The organism is Enterobacter sp. D2, assembly GCF_034427575.1.
Lineage (GTDB): Bacteria > Pseudomonadota > Gammaproteobacteria > Enterobacterales > Enterobacteriaceae > Enterobacter > Enterobacter cloacae_M.
The window spans coordinates 2,487,092-2,503,895 of the sequence record NZ_JAXQPP010000001.1; the positions used below are offsets into that span (position 1 = coordinate 2,487,092).

Annotated in this window: 10 protein-coding genes; all 10 read right to left on the reverse strand. The window is 57.1% G+C overall.

What is annotated here, in order from left to right; genetic code table 11:
- Positions 1-129: 129 nt before the first annotated feature.
- The 10 genes from der to SPG90_RS11890 all read right to left on the reverse strand — a co-directional run bounded on the left by der (position 130) and on the right by SPG90_RS11890 (position 16,547).
- Complete coding sequence (der, locus tag SPG90_RS11845; RefSeq protein WP_023308811.1) at positions 130-1,602, reverse strand: ribosome biogenesis GTPase Der; 1,473 nt, start codon at positions 1,600-1,602, stop codon at positions 130-132.
- Positions 1,603-1,714: 112 nt separating this feature from the next.
- A complete protein-coding gene (bamB, locus tag SPG90_RS11850) occupies positions 1,715-2,893 on the reverse strand; it encodes an outer membrane protein assembly factor BamB (protein WP_008502135.1) in 1,179 nt (392 codons plus the stop codon).
- A gap of 10 nt (positions 2,894-2,903) precedes the next feature.
- Positions 2,904-3,524 carry a YfgM family protein gene (locus SPG90_RS11855; protein ID WP_126303528.1) on the reverse strand — a complete coding sequence of 207 codons (621 nt, stop codon included), beginning with the start codon at positions 3,522-3,524 and terminating at the stop codon, positions 2,904-2,906.
- Between the two features lie 13 nt (positions 3,525-3,537).
- Positions 3,538-4,812, reverse strand: a complete 1,275-nt coding sequence (hisS, locus tag SPG90_RS11860) for a histidine--tRNA ligase (RefSeq protein WP_045399646.1) — start codon at positions 4,810-4,812, stop codon at positions 3,538-3,540.
- Between the two features lie 80 nt (positions 4,813-4,892).
- Positions 4,893-6,011 (reverse strand): flavodoxin-dependent (E)-4-hydroxy-3-methylbut-2-enyl-diphosphate synthase, encoded by a 1,119-nt coding sequence (gene ispG, locus SPG90_RS11865; protein ID WP_047173885.1) that lies wholly within the window; start codon positions 6,009-6,011, stop codon positions 4,893-4,895.
- Between the two features lie 26 nt (positions 6,012-6,037).
- The gene (rodZ, locus tag SPG90_RS11870) at positions 6,038-7,051 is read right to left on the reverse strand and encodes a cytoskeleton protein RodZ (RefSeq protein WP_126303529.1); all 1,014 of its coding nucleotides are present in this window, start codon (positions 7,049-7,051) and stop codon (positions 6,038-6,040) included.
- Between the two features lie 293 nt (positions 7,052-7,344).
- The gene (locus SPG90_RS11875) at positions 7,345-8,511 is read right to left on the reverse strand and encodes a bifunctional tRNA (adenosine(37)-C2)-methyltransferase TrmG/ribosomal RNA large subunit methyltransferase RlmN (RefSeq protein ID WP_014171168.1); all 1,167 of its coding nucleotides are present in this window, start codon (positions 8,509-8,511) and stop codon (positions 7,345-7,347) included.
- A gap of 169 nt (positions 8,512-8,680) precedes the next feature.
- Positions 8,681-9,112 carry a nucleoside-diphosphate kinase gene (gene ndk, locus SPG90_RS11880; RefSeq protein ID WP_003860625.1) on the reverse strand — a complete coding sequence of 144 codons (432 nt, stop codon included), beginning with the start codon at positions 9,110-9,112 and terminating at the stop codon, positions 8,681-8,683.
- Between the two features lie 156 nt (positions 9,113-9,268).
- Positions 9,269-11,593: a peptidoglycan glycosyltransferase PbpC gene (gene pbpC, locus SPG90_RS11885; protein WP_322408148.1), complete on the reverse strand. Its 2,325-nt coding sequence runs from the start codon at positions 11,591-11,593 to the stop codon at positions 9,269-9,271.
- Between the two features lies 1 nt (position 11,594).
- Positions 11,595-16,547 (reverse strand): alpha-2-macroglobulin family protein, encoded by a 4,953-nt coding sequence (locus SPG90_RS11890; protein WP_126303531.1) that lies wholly within the window; start codon positions 16,545-16,547, stop codon positions 11,595-11,597.
- Between the last annotated feature and the right edge of the window lie 257 nt (positions 16,548-16,804).

Here is a 16,804-nt window from a genome sequence, read left to right on the forward strand (position 1 = left end):
TGTCTACTTTCTTAGATTTAAACTTGGTTAAAAGTGAATAGTGATTGACTTCACACAGAGAAAATCGGCGGTATGATTGGGCAAAAAAAAGCCCGCGATAAACGCGGGCTTTCGTGAAGCACGTAAAGCTTATTTGCTTTTCTTAATGTGCTTAATCAAGCGCTTACGCTTACGCATCTGGTTCGGCGTCAGGGTGTTGCGCTTGTTGGCAAACGGGTTTTCCCCTTCCTTGAACTGGATACGGATAGGCGTGCCCATCACGTCCAGCGATTTACGGAAATAGTTCATCAGATAGCGCTTGTAGGAATCCGGCAGGTCTTTCACCTGGTTGCCGTGAATTACTACGATTGGCGGGTTGTAACCACCGGCGTGAGCATATTTCAGCTTCACGCGACGGCCGCGCACCAGCGGCGGCTGATGGTCTTCTGCAGCCATATTCATGATGCGGGTCAGCATGGCGGTGCTCTGACGACGGGTTGAGCTGTCGTACGCTTCACGCACGGATTCGAACAGGTTACCCACTCCGCTGCCGTGCAGCGCAGAGATGAAGTGCACGCGGGCAAAGTCGATAAAGCCCAGACGGAAGTCGAGGGTCTCTTTCACCTGCTCGCGCACTTCATTGCTCAGGCCATCCCACTTGTTGACTACGATAACCAGTGAGCGCCCACTATTGAGGATAAAGCCGAGCAGAGAGAGGTCCTGATCGGAGATACCTTCGCGTGCGTCGATGACCAGCAGCACTACGTTAGCATCTTCGATCGCCTGCAGGGTTTTGATAACGGAGAATTTTTCCACCACATCGGTGATTTTCCCGCGCTTACGCACCCCGGCGGTGTCGATGAGGACATACTCACGCTCATCGCGCTGCATAGGAATGTAGATACTGTCACGGGTGGTGCCCGGCATGTCGTAAACGACCACGCGCTCTTCACCCAGAATACGGTTAGTAAGCGTAGACTTACCTACGTTTGGACGACCCACGATGGCCAGCTTGATCGGCAGGTCCTGCGGGTTGAAGTCGTCTTCAGGCTCTTCTTCGCCCTCTTCTCCGTCTTCGAACTGCGCCCAGTATTCAGCGTCTTCGTCCACCTCTTCCGGCGGGTTTACTTCGTCCACCCACGGCAGCAGAACGGTTTCCAGCAGGCTGGTGACGCCACGGCCATGCGATGCCGCAATCGGGTAGATCTCACCCAGGCCCAGAGACCAGAAATCCGCGACGGCCTGATCGGCATCGATGCCGTCAGTTTTGTTCGCCACCAGGAAGGTCGGCTTTTCGCGTGAACGCAGGTGTTTGGCAATAGCGGAGTCCGCCGGCATCAGGCCAGCGCGCGCATCCACCATAAACAGCACCACATCCGCTTCTTCAATCGCCAGCAGCGACTGTTCCGCCATGCGGGTTTCAACGCCGTCTTCTGTGCCGTCAATACCACCGGTATCGATACAGATGAACTCACGTCCTTCCACCTCTGCACGACCGTACTTACGGTCACGCGTCAGCCCCGGGAAATCCGCAACCAGCGCATCACGGGTGCGTGTTAAACGGTTAAAAAGAGTGGATTTTCCAACGTTAGGGCGCCCGACAAGCGCGACCACAGGTACCATGTTTGAAGCCTCATAAAATTCAAAATAACGTCGCTTTTGCGGCGTTTTTAAAAATGTCAAAACGGCTCCTGAGTGAACAGGAGCCGTTTAGTATACTACAACCGCCGGGTAATTAACGCGTGATCGCGTACAGCGTGCCGTCTTTTGCCTGAATCAGCAGTTTGCCGTCGGCCACAACCGGATCGGTCAGGAAACCAGAGCTGTCGACTTTTTGCTGTGCAACAAAGCGGCCGTTATCCGGATCGATCCAGTGCATATACCCTTCGCTGTCGCCAACCACCAGGCTACCGTTGTACAGTGCCGGAGCAGTCAGCAGACGGTGCAGCAGATCGCTTTGCGTCCACAGCGTCACGCCGCCTTCGGTGCTCAGAGCCAGCAGACGGTCGTTCTGATCGACCATATAGATGCGGTTGCCCTCAACGATGAAATCGTTCACAGAGCCCAGCTCACGTTTCCACATGATCTGGCCGCTGCGCAGATCCAGCGCGGTCAGGTTGCCGTTATAGGCCAGCGCGTAAACCACACCGTTAACGATGACTGGCGTTGTGTCTACGTCGCTCAGACGGTCAATTTCCGTTGAGCCAGTAGCCTGAGAGATACGCTGCTGCCAGATCATCTGGCCCTGCTGCATCAGCACTGCGCTCACGCGACCGTTGTCACCGCCCACAATGGCAGCACCAAATGCGGTAGCCGGCGCGGATTCGCCGCGCAGAGAGAGCGCAGGCATATCCAGGTTAACGGTCCATTTCACCAGACCGTCCGCTTCGTTCAGCGCCTGCAGCTGGCCGTTGCTGGTATGAATCAGCACCAGACCGTCGCTTACTACCGGACGAGACAGGGATTCACCCGCTACGGTTGTTTGCCAGGCAATGGAGCCGTCGCTGCTGTTCAGCGCATAAACCTGCGCTTTTTCGCTGCCCACGTAGACATGACCACCGGCAACGGTCAGACCGCCAGACAGCAGTGCAGGCTTACGGGAGAACCAGCCGTCTTTTTCCGCCAGGTTAACGGACCACACTTCTTTCCCGTCATCGGCGTTCACCGCTTTCACGGTACCTTTGCGGTCAGCGGCATAGACAACGCTGTCTGCATACGCTGGATGAAGGTTGGAATAGAAATCACCAATCCCATTGCCCACGGAGACATCCCACGCGGTGGATGGGGTAAACTGGTTTTCAACCGTCGGCAGTGGGGACATTTTCACAACGTCTTCTTCGCCACTGAACAGTGAACAACCACTCAATAACGTAACAGAAAGCAGTCCTGGCAGAAGTAATTTACGCAATTGCATCGGGTCCCTCTCAGACGGACAAATTATTTATTTTCATCTGCATCATTTCGCTCAGCGCAGGTGAAGCATTGCTCTCTACGCCAGCTTGCCACGCTTTACGCGCGCCAGCTTTGTCACCTTTGCTCAGCAGTGCTTCACCGCGCAGATCGGCAACGATGGCAGCAAAACCTTCGCCTTTGATGGTATCGAGCGTTTTCAGCGCATCGTCAGCTTTTTTCTGCTGAACCTGAATACGTGCCAGGCGCAGATTGATCACCGCTTTCAGGTTCTCATCGCTGGCCGCAGCAAGGCTCTGCGAGAGCTGTGCAGCGGCTTTATCCAGTTCGTTCTTATCAACGTACAGCTGAGCCACTTCCAGCGCAGCCAGTGCACCGTAGGTGTTTTTGTTGTCAGCCGCAAATTTTTCTGCCGCAGCCAGCGTTTGCGGCTGATCGGCACGAATTGCGCTCACGGTATTTTCATAGGACAGGGACGCGCCACGCGCGGAATCTGCCTGATGATTGTTCCAGTAACGCCAGCCCACCAGCGCACCGATACCTAAAATAACCCCAACAACCAGCGCTTTGCCGTTTTCAACAAAGAAGCGCTTAATCGCGTCGACCTGATCGTGTTCGTTCTCGTAAATTTCCACGCAGTCCTTCTCCTTAGCCCAATAGAGTGCGCAAGTGCGCCGCAACGCCGTCCTGCGTTACCGTTGTCTGCTCACCAGAGCGCAGGTCTTTCACCACCACTTCACCGTTAGCCACTTCGGACTCGCCCAGCACCAGTGCAATACTTGCGCCCCACTTATCGGCACGAGCAAACTGTTTTTTGAAGTTGCCGCCGCCATGGTTGGTCATCAGCTTAACGTCCGGCAGCGCATCGCGCACGCGTTCGGCAAGCTGCATCGCCGCAGACTGCGTTTCCGCGCCTGAAGCCACCAGGTATATATCGACAACGGAATCTGCTTTAAATTCCGGATTAACTGCCTGAACCAGCAAAACAAGTCGCTCAAGGCCCATTGCGAAGCCAACAGCAGGGGCTGCGCGACCGCCAAGTTGCTCAACCAGACCGTCATAACGACCGCCCGCGCACACGGTGCCCTGAGAACCGAGGCTGGTGGTCACCCACTCAAACACGGTGCGGTTGTAGTAGTCCAGACCGCGCACCAGGCGCTGATTCACGGTATAGGCGATGCCTGCCGCTTCAAGCAGCTTGCACAGGCCCGCGAAGTGTTCGCGAGATTCTACATCCAGGTAGTCACCCAGAGCAGGCGCATCGTTCAGCAGTGCCTGAACATCCGCGTTTTTGGAATCCAGAACGCGCAGCGGGTTGCTGTACATGCGACGTTTGCAGTCTTCGTCCAGCTTCTCTTTATGCTGTTCCAGGAACGCCACCAGCGCATCGCGGTAGTTAGCGCGGGCTTCCAGAGAACCGATAGAGTTCAGCTCAAGGGAAACGTGATCGGCGATACCGAGGGCGCGCCACCAGCGGGCGGTCAGCATAATCAGTTCGGCGTCGATGTCCGGGCCCTGCAGACCAAAGACTTCCACACCCAGCTGATTGAACTGGCGATAACGACCTTTCTGAGGACGTTCGTGGCGGAACATCGGGCCGATATACCACAGGCGCTGCTCCTGATTGTACAGAAGACCATGTTCGATGCCGGCGCGTACGCAGCCCGCCGTCCCTTCCGGACGCAGGGTCAGGCTGTCGCCGTTGCGGTCCTCAAAGGTGTACATCTCTTTTTCAACCACGTCGGTGACTTCACCGATCGCGCGTTTGAATAACGGGGTCTGCTCTACAATCGGCAAACGGATTTCGCTGTAACCGTAGCTGCCGAGCACCTGCTTCAGCGTGCCTTCAATGCGCTGCCAGATGGCGGTTTCGCCAGGCAGATAATCGTTCATGCCGCGGATGGCTTGAATGTTTTTTGCCACGTTTATTCTCTTTCTATATACAAAAAAAACCCAAAGAATGGGTTCAATCATACATGGGAAGCGGCACGCTTCCCATCACGTTATTTTTCAACCTGCTGGATGCTGATACGCTGTGTCTCGTCCATCATGGCGGCTTTGGCGCGGATGCGGGCTTCAAGCTGGTCGATCATGTCGCTATTATCCAGACGATCTTTACGAACGCCATCTTCATAGAGACCACTTTTCTTGTTACCGCCGGTCACGCCCAGGGTTGACACCAGCGCTTCACCCGGGCCGTTTACCACACAGCCGATGATGGAGACGTCCATCGGGGTGATAATGTCTTCCAGGCGTTGCTCCAGGGCATTCACCGTCCCGATCACATCAAACTCCTGACGTGAGCAGGTTGGGCAGGCAATGAAGTTGATCCCACGCGCGCGAATACGCAGCGACTTCAGGATATCGAAACCGACCTTGATCTCTTCGACCGGATCGGCCGCCAGCGAGACGCGCAGGGTGTCACCGATCCCTTCGGAGAGCAGCAGCCCCAGACCGATCGCAGATTTTACAGAGCCGCTGCGCAGGCCGCCCGCTTCGGTGATCCCGAGGTGCAGAGGCTGGTCGATCTGTTTTGCCAGCAGACGATAAGACTCTACCGCCAGGAACACGTCGGACGCTTTTACGCTGACTTTGAACTGATCGAAGTTAAGACGATCGAGATGATCGACATGACGCATCGCGGATTCGAGCAGCGCCTGTGGCGTCGGCTCGCCGTATTTTTCCTGCAGGTCTTTTTCCAGGGAACCGGCGTTAACGCCGATACGGATAGGAATATTTTTATCGCGGGCGCAGTCCACGACCATGCGGATACGCTCTTCGTTACCGATGTTGCCCGGGTTAATGCGCAGGCAATCGACGCCGTATTCGGCTACTTTCAGCGCGATGCGGTAGTCGAAGTGAATATCAGCCACCAGCGGAACGCTGACCTGCTGTTTGATCAGTTTGAACGCCTCAGCGGCATCCATGGTCGGGACGGAGACGCGAACAATGTCCGCGCCTACACGTTCTAATGCTTTGATTTGATTGACCGTCGCTTCTACATCGGTAGTGCGCGTGTTGGTCATCGACTGAACGGCGATAGGTGCCCCATCGCCGATTGGCACATTCCCAACGTAAATCCGTTTCGATTTTCTACGTTGAATCGGAGCCTGGTTATGCATGAAAAATCTCCCGCGTTGCCCGTCTGTTACTGTGCTGCTGATTGTTCGGCATTAACGGTAAGACGTGCAACCTGGTTAGTTCTGATAAAGCGGCTCAGGTCGACAGGTTTTCCTTGATACTGGATCTGTACCGCTGCCGGAGCGCCGATTTTAAGTTTATAGGGAGCCTGGCCGGTTAGGTTTAACGTGCCATCTTTACGCTGCAGGCCGCTGAACAGTTTTTTACCTGTCGCGTCAGTCACTTCCAGCCAGCAGTCGGCGCTGAAGTTCATCACCAGCGCGTTGGGATTGGCTGCTGTCGCCGTACCCGCCGGGCTGGTTGGCAGAGTCGCTGCGCTATTGTCCGCAGGCTGAGCAGCCGCAGGCGCATTCGCCGCAGTATCAACATTAGCCTGAGAAGGGGCAACAACCGCGTTTTGATCCTGAGCCTGCGGTGCAGCGGTGTTAGCCGTTGCTGCCGGAGCCTGTACAGCATCGGTCGCCGACGCGTCTGGCGCTGCGGTCTGTGGCTCGCTTGAGGAAGCTGCGCCGTCGGTATTCAGCGGCACGTTCTGGGCATTCTCACTTCCGGCCTGGTTGAGTTCGGCGGAGGATTGATCGGCCATGGTGGTGATCTCTTCCTGCTGGGCCTTGTGGTTTTGCCACCACCATGCGCCGGTCAGACCGATCACCACAAACAGCACCAGCCAGGTAAAGCTCATCAGCCAGCCATCGCGTTTTTTACGACGTTTCCCCAGGGAGAAAGTCTGCATCGGCGCAACTTTTGCTGCACGGACCGGTGCCTGCTTCTCCATCATTGGCAGTAATTCGTTTTCGGGGATATGCACCAGTTTTGCGTAAGAGCGGATATAACCGCGCAAGAACGTTGAAGCCAGATCGGCAGGTGCCTTATCTTCTTCAATATCGCGAACCGTGGAAACCTTCAGGCACAAGCGTTCCGCAACGGCTTGCTGGCTGAGTCCGAGTTGTTCACGGGCGTTGCGAAGACGAACGCCAGTGGAGAGTGCTTCATGTTGGTCGTGAGTGGCTTCAGTATTCATTCGCTACAACTACTGGTACGTGAAAAATAAGGGTTCAGGTGCCGGTGAGTCACAATGCCACCCGCACCGCGAAACTTCTGGTCAGTTAACCTTGAACAGAGAGTATAAGACTGTCAGCCCGGAGATGACAGTACAGCCCTGCCCTTACGGCTAAACTGTTGTTACGTCGTTACATACTGCCCGAAAGTCGGATGAAACGCACCGTAATTATTGTTCAGTCATCACGAATCTGACTGATTATTCAGTAAGAGTATGCTTCACGGCGCAGATAATGCGCCGTGAGTGCATAATAATCAAACAGCTTTAACCGCGATCGTCTCGCCCTGCATGCGTTTACGCAGGGTACGTTTGGTACGGTCAATAACGTCACCTGCTAGCTGTCCGCATGCTGCATCAATGTCATCACCACGGGTTTTACGCACGATGGTGGTGAAACCATACTCCATCAGCACCTTGGAGAAACGGTCGATACGGCTGTTTGAGCTTCGGCCATACGGCGCGCCCGGGAACGGGTTCCATGGGATCAGGTTGATTTTGCATGGCGTATCTTTCAGCAGTTCAGCCAGCTGATGCGCATGTTCGGTACCGTCGTTGACGTGGTCAAGCATCACGTACTCGATGGTAACGCGGCCCTGGTTGGCGTTGGATTTCTCCAGATAGCGACGCACCGCAGCGAGGAAGGTTTCGATATTGTACTTTTTGTTGATCGGCACAATTTCGTCACGAATTTCGTCGTTTGGTGCATGCAGGGAGATCGCCAGCGCAACGTCAATCATGTCGCCCAGCTTGTCCAGCGCAGGCACAACGCCAGAGGTAGACAGCGTGACGCGACGCTTGGACAGACCAAAACCGAAGTCATCCAGCATGATTTCCATCGCCGGAACGACGTTGGTCAGGTTCAGCAACGGCTCACCCATCCCCATCATCACCACGTTGGTGATAGGACGCGTACCGGTTACTTTTGCCGCACCGACGATTTTCGCGGCACGCCAGACCTGGCCGATAATTTCTGACACGCGCAGGTTACGGTTAAAGCCTTGCTGCGCGGTAGAGCAGAATTTGCACTCCAGCGCACAGCCAACCTGAGAGGAGACACACAGCGTGGCGCGGTCTTCTTCCGGGATGTAGACGGTCTCAACGCGCTGATCGCCTACCGCAATCGCCCATTTGATGGTGCCATCCGCCGAGCGCTGCTCTTCCACCACTTCCGGTGCGCGGATTTCAGCCACTTCCTTAAGCTTGTTGCGCAGGACCTTGTTGATGTCAGTCATGTCATCAAAATTGTCGCTGCAGTAATGGTACATCCACTTCATGACCTGATCGGCACGAAACGGCTTTTCGCCCATCTCTTTAAAGAACTCGCGCATCTGCTGACGGTTCAGATCCAGCAGGTTGATTTTTCCATTTTTATTGGGAACCGCAGGAATGGCGACTTCGGAGGTATTCACTAATTCAGACATAATATTTTCCGGCCTCGTTGTTACACGTTATGGCCCATGGAGGGTTGAATAGAAACGCCCCGGAAAGCAGTCTGCTCGTCCGGGGCGTTGCATTGTACAAAGTCTGGCGCAGGGATGCCACGTCTGGACGCGGCATTTACGAAAATAATGTGTAAACGAAACCGTTAAATTAACGGGTGCGTGGACACACTTCGCCTTCTGCGAAGAAGAAAGCGATTTCGCGTGCAGCAGATTCAACAGAGTCAGAACCGTGGGTACCGTTCTCGGTGAAGCTGTCTGCGTAGTCAGCGCGCAGAGTACCTGCCAGCGCGTTGTCCGGGTTGGTTGCGCCCAGCAGGTCACGGTGACGCTGTACTGCGTTTTCGCCTTCCAGCACGGATACCACGATTGGACCGGAGGTCATGAACTCAACCAGGCCGTCAAAGAATGGGCGACCTTCGTGCTCAGCGTAGAAACCGCGAGCCTGCTCAACGGTCAGGTGCAGCATTTTGGTGCCAACAATTTTGAACCCTGCTGATTCAAAGCGAGCGAAGATGCTGCCAATAACGTTTTTTGCCACCGCGTTTGGTTTGATGATGGAAAAAGTACGTTCAATAGCCATGATAACCTCTGTCAATGTTCTGTTGTTTTGCATACCTGAGTATGGTGTGGCGCGGATTATAATGAGCAATAGCGCCATTGCCTATGGATTCAGGTAACATTTTTTTAAAATAAGACGAGTTTTAGCAACAGCTCACATCTGAAAGCTGTTTTCAAATCACTGCAGCGTAAAATTCACCGTCGCGACCTGCCCGGTCTCATCCATAACGAGTAACTGATAATCGCCCGATTTATCAAGCAGTAATGTGTAAACTCTTCCCTTCACATTCAGCGGTTCACCGTTCAAAAACCACCAACGCTCACCGCTATTACCGGTCGCCTGAAGCGGCAGCGAAACGCGGGATTCCCCTGGAAGACGTTTGATGACGGCCCCTTCGCGCACGCCTGTCAGGATGAGTGGCGCAGGTGCGTCCTGCGACAGCGGAGGACAGGTGGCTGATGAAGGAGGGACCCGTACCGCGCGACGTTCGGTCGCCGGCAGCCAAGGCTCCAGCGGCAGCGGCCAGACATCAAGGACTTTTTCAGTTGCATCAGGGCAATCTGCCGCCACGCGTTTACCCGTTTTATCCAGCCAGACCGGGAAACGAATGCCGCGTATCCCTTCCTGTTCGGGCAATAGCAGCGTGGGCGGTTCACTCCCTTCCAGCAGCCAGGTCGACAGGCGACGCCGACAGTTTTCACTCCCTTCCGGCAGCGACTGGCCGCCCGGCCAGCAGATCACGCCCCGCCCGACGTTCTCCGGACGCGGGTCGCGCGGCAGGCGGGCCTCGTCTACCGATGAGCGTGACTGAAGCAGGTTATTTACCTGATTTAAGAGTGGAACCGCGCTGGCGAAACCAAACTGCCCCGCTACGGGCGTGCCGTCCGGTCGTCCTGTCCAGATGCCTATTACGTAACGGGCATTCAGACCAATCGCCCAGGCATCACGGTAGCCGTAGCTGGTGCCGGTTTTCCACGCCAGCGGCGCGATTTGCGGTAGCGCATTATCCGGCAGCGGCTGCGCCTCGTTCGCCAGAATACGGCGAATAATCCACGCCGAGCCTTGCGAAAGCAGCGGACGGTCAATGAGCGGAGCGCCCGGCCGTAAACGCAGCCTTCCCGCCTTACCGTGTCGGGCAAAGGCGCTGTAGGCCGCTGTGATATCCGCCAGCCGGGCGCCTGCCCCGCCGAGGATCAGGGACAGATTCGGCTGCGCCCCCGCGGGCAGGATCAGCGGCAATCCCGCGTTGCTCAGCATCCCGGCAAAACGTTTTGGCCCGTAGGCTTCCAGTACCTGTACCGCGGGCAGGTTGAGGGAGCGCACCAGCGCTTCACTCATGCTGACCGGTCCGTGGAACCCACTGTCAAAATTCCCGGGGCGATAATCACCGGTTTTTCTGGGAACGTCCTGGAGCAGCGAGGCGGGATGGATCAGGCCATCGTCCAGCGCCATACCGTAAATAAAGGGCTTTAACACCGATCCCGGGGATCGGATCGCATTGACCATATCCACGTGGCTGAAACGCGTGTCATCGTTAATATCCACCGAGCCGACCCAGCCGCGCACTTTCATATCCGTATGATCCACGACGATCATCGCCAGCGAGCTACGTGCCGGCAGGCGAGATTTCCAGTTCATCGCCAGCTCTTCCAGCTGCCGCTGTAGCCCGGCATCCAGCGTGGTGACAATTTTAGTGTCGCGGCTTTTGCCTAGCATCATGCGTGCAAAGAGCGGCGCCAGCTGCGGCATCTGCCGGGGCGCCAGCCATACCGATTCCTCCCATGATTCTTTGACCTGCTTCGCGGACCAGACGCCCTGCGTGACCATGCGGTCTAGCACTTTGTTGCGCGCCGCCTCGGCCCGTTCAGGCCAGCGGTCCGGACGCAAGCGGCTGGGTGCCTGCGGCAGTACCGCCAGCAGCGCCGCTTCGGAATAGCTGAGCTGCGACGGCGGTTTGCCAAGATAGGTCCAGCTTGCCGCTCCGACGCCCTGCAGCGTGCCGCCAAACGGAGCGCGGTTGAGATAGAGGGTGAGAATGTCTCGCTTGGAAAGATGCCACTCCAGCTGCATCGCCCGCCAGAGCTGACGAACTTTGCCGCCAAAGGTGCGCGGATGTGGGTCCAGCAGGCGTGCCACCTGCATTGTGAGCGTGCTTCCGCCAGAGACGACTTTGCCAGAACTGAGATCCTGCCAGGCAGCGCGCAGGACAGAAAGCGGGTTTACGCCAGGGTGATCCCAGAACCAGCGATCTTCATACTGGATCAGCGCCTCAAGGTAGCGGGGAGAGACCTCTTCAATGGTAACTGGGTAGCGCCAGATACCGTCGCTATCGGCAAAACGCCAGAGCGGCGTGCCCTTCTCATCCACCACCACCCGGGCGGGGTTAACCTCTTTCAGAGGCAACGGCCACAGGCGGTCGGCGGCGACAATCAGCCCCCATAAAACGAGAAGCGCTCCCGCCAGCCATAGCCAGCGGGAGCGTGTCAGACGTGCCATTCGCATATTACGGAACAACAATCAGCGGGCCGCTGGCCGCCCCCGTTGCCCGCCACTGCGGAACGTACATAGACTCCACCATCGGGACCGGCACCTGATAGGTTCCCGGCGTCACGGCGCGCGCCAGATAGACCAGCGTGACTGGCTGACCTTCATTTACCGGCACGGCGGCCACAAAGCGGTCGTCGCGGAATTCCATATGCTGAATGTCCGCCTGCTGCATCTGGCTGAGCAGGTTCTGTACTTCGCTACCGCTGTCCTGCAGGCTGGCGCTGCTGCTTGCCAGGTTCTGGTTTTCCAGCTCCAGACCCGCAGGGAGGAGATCCACCACCAGCGCATCCGGCACGTTCTGGCTGGCTTTAACTTCCAGCCACACCAGCACCAGCTCACCGCTCTTCAGGGAAGAGAGTGATTTAGTGCTGCCGTCGGTTGCCAGGATATGACGTTCAACCTGCAGCACGTTCGCGCTCGGCTGAGGCGCGTATTCCGGATAGCCGGTGCTGTCCAGACGCACCCACAGCGGAGTCGTGCCAGTATTGGCCACCTGCAGCGCGCCAAGCTGGTCGCCGCTCACGTTTTGTACCAGTGACTTATCGCCGCCAGATGCGGTCTCAGACAGAGAGGTTTTCGCCTGCCATGTACCGGACAAGGTTTGCAGCGAACGTCCGGCCAGGAACAGCGCATTGCTCTCCTGCGTTGACAGCCAGCGCTGGCTGAAGGCCTGTTCAGACAGAGCATTCAGCAGCGTATTCTGCGCATCCGGCAGCAGCTTGTACTCCTCCAGCAGGGAGAGCATCAGAGCGTTATCGCGAAGCTGGCTGCCGTAATCGGCCATCCAGGTTTTGCTGTCGTTACGCGGCGTTTTGAGTGCCAGGTCCAGCGCCTGCTGGCTGCGCGGTGCATCGCCCATCAGCTTGAGCGCCATGCCCAGCTGCATCAGCGGCAACCCGGAAGCCGCCTGCTCGTGGCGATCCCAGATTTCACGCAGCGCGCCCAGCGGCGCTTTTTGCTGACGTGCCAGCACCAGCGCGGCATAGGCCTGCACGGCGAACTTGCTGGCCTGAGTATCATCGCTGTAGCGAATGGACATCATTCCCGGATCCTGCAGGTAGCGCAGCAGGCGGTTATTGGCGTTATTCACCGCATCGGCAGGTACGCTGTAACCCTGCTCGCCCGCGCGCACCAGGAAGTCGGTCACGTAGGCCGTCAGCCAGTACTCTTCCGGGCCGTTTTTATCCCATAGCGCAAAACCACCGTCCTCACGCTGCATCTGCAGCAGACGGGAGATGCCAATATCAATCGCCGCACGGCGCTTATCATCGGTGTCGCCTTTGATGCCAAGTGCAGTCAGCTGCGCCGCGTTGGTGTAGAGCGACGGGAACAGACCGCTGGTGGTCTGTTCCAGGCAGCCATACGGATACGCCTGCAATTCGCGAATATAGCGCGCCAGGTTAAGCGGTGGTTTGCCGCTCAGCAGCAGCTGTCCCTGCAGGGTAGCAGGAGAGAAACCGTTACTATGCTGCGCCGGTGCGGTCCAGGACTCGCCGGTATTCAGCATGGCACCGGTATTCACCGTCTGCGCCGGGAATGCCGGACGCACGCCGATTTTCCAGCTCTTCTGCTGCGGGGCGAAGGTCTCACCCGGGAGCTGCAGGCCGGTCACCTGAGCGATTACTTCACCGTCACCATAACCGTCCAGCGCACGCACCGGAATAAACAGGGTGTTGCGTGCGCCAGGAGACAGCTGAATCGGCTGCGGCTGCCCCCCTTCCAGCGACAGTTTTCCTGTCGCGGTCAGGGCGACGTTCAGCGTTTGCGGCTGGTCGGTGAGGTTAGTGATATCCAGCGTCAGCCGCGAGGTATCCCCGCTTGCCAGGAAGCGCGGCGTATTAAGCTCGGCAATGACCGGCGCGGCCACCACAACCTTGCTTTCACTGCTGCCGAAATCGTCCTCCGTCCAGGCCTGCGCCATCAGACGCAGCTCACCGTTGAAGTCTCCTATCGGCAGCGCAACCGTGCCTTCTCCGTTGGCATCCAGCGTGACCGGCTGTGCCTGCTGGGCAATAATGGTGACGTGGTTCACCGGCGGCTTACCGCCGCGCTTAAGCTCATCACCGTCACCACCAAAGCGCAGCGCGGCCAGGCGGCCCTGCCCTTCGATGACCTGGCCATAGATATCGTAAATGTCCGCGCCATAGCGCTTCTGGCCGAAGAAAGCCTGCCACGGATCGGGCGTAACGTAATCGGTAATATTCAGCACGCCGCTGTCCACCGCAGATACAAGCACATTCACTTTCTGCGGCACCGCCCCCTCTTTCACGCTGGCTTTCACCTTCACTGAGAGCGTCTGGTTTGGACGCATTTTCTGCGGGTTATCGAGCGCAATGTTCAGACGGCGATTTTCGTCGCCCATCGGCAGATGCAGCAGGCCGACCGCGCGTTTCGGCGTGGCGGATTTGGATTTATCACCCGGACGTACCACCAGCGTGCTGAGGTAAAGATCGTGACGTTTCCAGGCTTTGTCGACCGGGATAGCGAGATCAAGCCCGTTTGCCGGTACGTCGATCTCTTTCCACCACAGCGGCCCTTCGCTGGACTCAATCATCGCATAGCCCTTACCTGCTGCCGGCGCTGCAATGTGCAGGTTAATGGTATCGCCTGGCTGATAGGCTGGCTTATCCAGCTTCAGCGTCACGCGGTCAGGGCGTGCAGCCCCTGTGCCGTCGCTGTTATCCTGCCAGCTGTATCCCGCCCAGAAGCGTACGCTGCTGACCATCTCATCAGGCGCTTTCACCTCCAGACGATAAGAACCCCACTCCACCGGGAAGGTGACTTTACCCGTCTCATCGGCCTTGAGAGTCAGCTCCTGCTCGCCTTCGACCAGGTCTTTCTGATCGAACTGAGACTGCCAGCCTTCGCTCTCAGACCAGTTCCAGAAGTAGTCGCGGCGCTCGCGGATCAGGCGAACCTGTAACCCGGAAACGGCCTTTTTCGCTCCGCTGGCATCGGCGTAAACAATGTCGAAGCTGGCGTTACCGTTCTCGTCAACAATCGGCTGGTTGACGGTGGTATCGGTGCGGTAGTCGTAAACGGCTTTACTGGCGAACTGAGGGCGGATACCCGGCAGCTCAGCCGCAGGCCAGATTGCCTGCTCGGTGCGACGCGTCACCGGACGACCGCCGGATTCCAGCAGGCTGGCCTGCAGGATCAGCTGCAGCGGAGAGTGCACCTCTTTCCACTGGCTTTCGGTAGAAACCTGTCCACGCCCCTGCTCATCAAGCGTAAGCTGAACTTCATCCAGGCTGCGGCTCAGGTTCTCCTCGGCGATATCGCCAAACTGGAAGCCCGGCAGCGCAGCCACCGCGTCACGCAGCGGACGCAGGAAAAGCTGGCCCTGCAGGGAATTACCGTTGGCCGGTGCGCCATACAGGTAATAGCCTACCACGTTAAAGTCCACGTTATCCTGCGGTGAAACCGGCGATTTTTGTCCGCTCAGGTTCAGCGCCATACGCTCGGGCATGAAGTCTTCGACGTGGAAGTCCCACAGGCGCTGCAGGTTATCGCCCGTGTTGGCGCGGATATGCCACATGCCGGTCTGCGCCCCGCTGTCCAGCGGATAGTTAAAGCGATAGAGCCCATTCTCTGGCTTGACGACAATCGTACGCGCGACCTGTCCATCCGGGCGCAGCACGTCAAGCTTCACGGGCTGATCGGGAAGCGGCTTACCGTCACTGTCGCGCAGTAAGCCGTTGAGGATCACTGTTTCACCCGGACGATAGAGATCGCGCGGGCCAAACATGAAGAATTGCTTGCTGTAGCCGGGGCTACCGGCAATATCGAACTCCGCCAGATCCAGCGCCGGAAGCTTGAGGTCAAGCAGCGTGGTCTGGCCGTCTTTGCTCGCCAGAATCAGCGCGGCTTCTTTGTCCGTTTCAAGCTTCGCATGACCGTCGGCATCGCTCTTCGCCTCAGCGAGAGTCTGGCCTTTGTCGTTCAGCAGCGTGACGGTCACGCCGGACTGCGCCGCACCGTTTTCCAGACTCTGAGTGAAAATATCCAGGCGGTTATGGTAACGGTGAGCGGACAGACCAATATCGCTTAAGGTAAAGAGCGTTGCGGCGTTGCTGTAGTTGTAGTGCCCCGCCTGGTTCATGACCGCGATGTAAACGCCAGACTGCTGGAGCGGTTTAATATCCTTCAGGGGCAACAGCAATTTTTCGCGCGTATTGCGCGCCGGATTAAGATCGAATCGACCGGTGTAAACCAGCTCCGCCATCTTCAGCAGGTTATCGGATTCCCAGTTGGTCAGCGAGTTACGGTACTCCCACTGGCTGACAAGGGAGGCCAGCGATTCCGGCTTCACGCGGTAAAAGTTGACATCGACATTGTTGACGTTGAGCGCCATCACCGGCAGACCTTCCACCACCTTACCCGGCAGCAGCGAGCCGCGGCTGGCAAAACCAACGGTGGGTTCAATGTCACGGGTGGTCAGGGCTTTTTCATAATCAATGCCAAACGTCGCCTTGTTCAGCGCCTGCAGGTCACGTTCAACGGTGACGACCAGATTGCGGTTAGGTTCCAGATGGCGCAGCCGAAGCTCTTTCAGGTTAGGCGCAAGTTCCCACGCCCCGTCAACCTTGCCGCTTTTCTTATCCACGACATGCACCGTTTTGGCGAAATCCTGATCGGGATTTAGCGGAACAGAAAAGGTCAGCACCAGCGTGGCGGCACCGTCGAGCTGAACTTCAGAGGTATCCAGCAACGTCAGCGCTTTTCCCTGACTCTGGGCAGCCAGTTTAGCCAGCGTGTCAGCATTGGGCTTTTCCGCGGCTTTCGGTGTCGATGCGGTGGATGCCGCGGGAGCCGCAGCCTGGGGTTTATCGTCGCTGTTATCACAGCCGACAAGCGTAAACGTGGTAAGCAGCGCAAGAGAAAGCGCGGCTAAGCGAAACGGTTTCATCCTTTATCCCTGGCCCATGGAGCCTGTTGGTCGTCGTCCGGATAAGTATTATCCGCAAGTTTCATTAATTCAAAAAGGCCAATTTTAAAAACTGGAAAGCGTCTCGCAGAATGGCATCACGTCGCTACGCCGTGATGGAACCGCGATCACAGCACATAACGTCACATGTTACCTTTCAAGTCATTTGTTTTTAAAACAAGAAGATAGCTGGCTAAGCTCGCCTGAAGGCTGCTAGTTTTATGACCATGACGCACCCC

Bases quoted from the DNA above. Each gene is read 5' to 3' on its own strand.
- der (WP_023308811.1), bottom strand. From the start codon at position 1,602: ATGGTACCTGTGGTCGCGCTTGTCGGGCGCCCTAACGTTGGAAAATCC.
- bamB (WP_008502135.1), bottom strand. From the start codon at position 2,893: ATGCAATTGCGTAAATTACTTCTGCCAGGACTGCTTTCTGTTACGTTA.
- ispG (WP_047173885.1), bottom strand. From the start codon at position 6,011: ATGCATAACCAGGCTCCGATTCAACGTAGAAAATCGAAACGGATTTAC.
- rodZ (WP_126303529.1), bottom strand. From the start codon at position 7,051: ATGAATACTGAAGCCACTCACGACCAACATGAAGCACTCTCCACTGGC.
- SPG90_RS11875 (WP_014171168.1), bottom strand. From the start codon at position 8,511: ATGTCTGAATTAGTGAATACCTCCGAAGTCGCCATTCCTGCGGTTCCC.
- ndk (WP_003860625.1), bottom strand. From the start codon at position 9,112: ATGGCTATTGAACGTACTTTTTCCATCATCAAACCAAACGCGGTGGCA.
- pbpC (WP_322408148.1), bottom strand. From the start codon at position 11,593: ATGCGAATGGCACGTCTGACACGCTCCCGCTGGCTATGGCTGGCGGGA.
- SPG90_RS11890 (WP_126303531.1), bottom strand. From the start codon at position 16,547: ATGAAACCGTTTCGCTTAGCCGCGCTTTCTCTTGCGCTGCTTACCACG.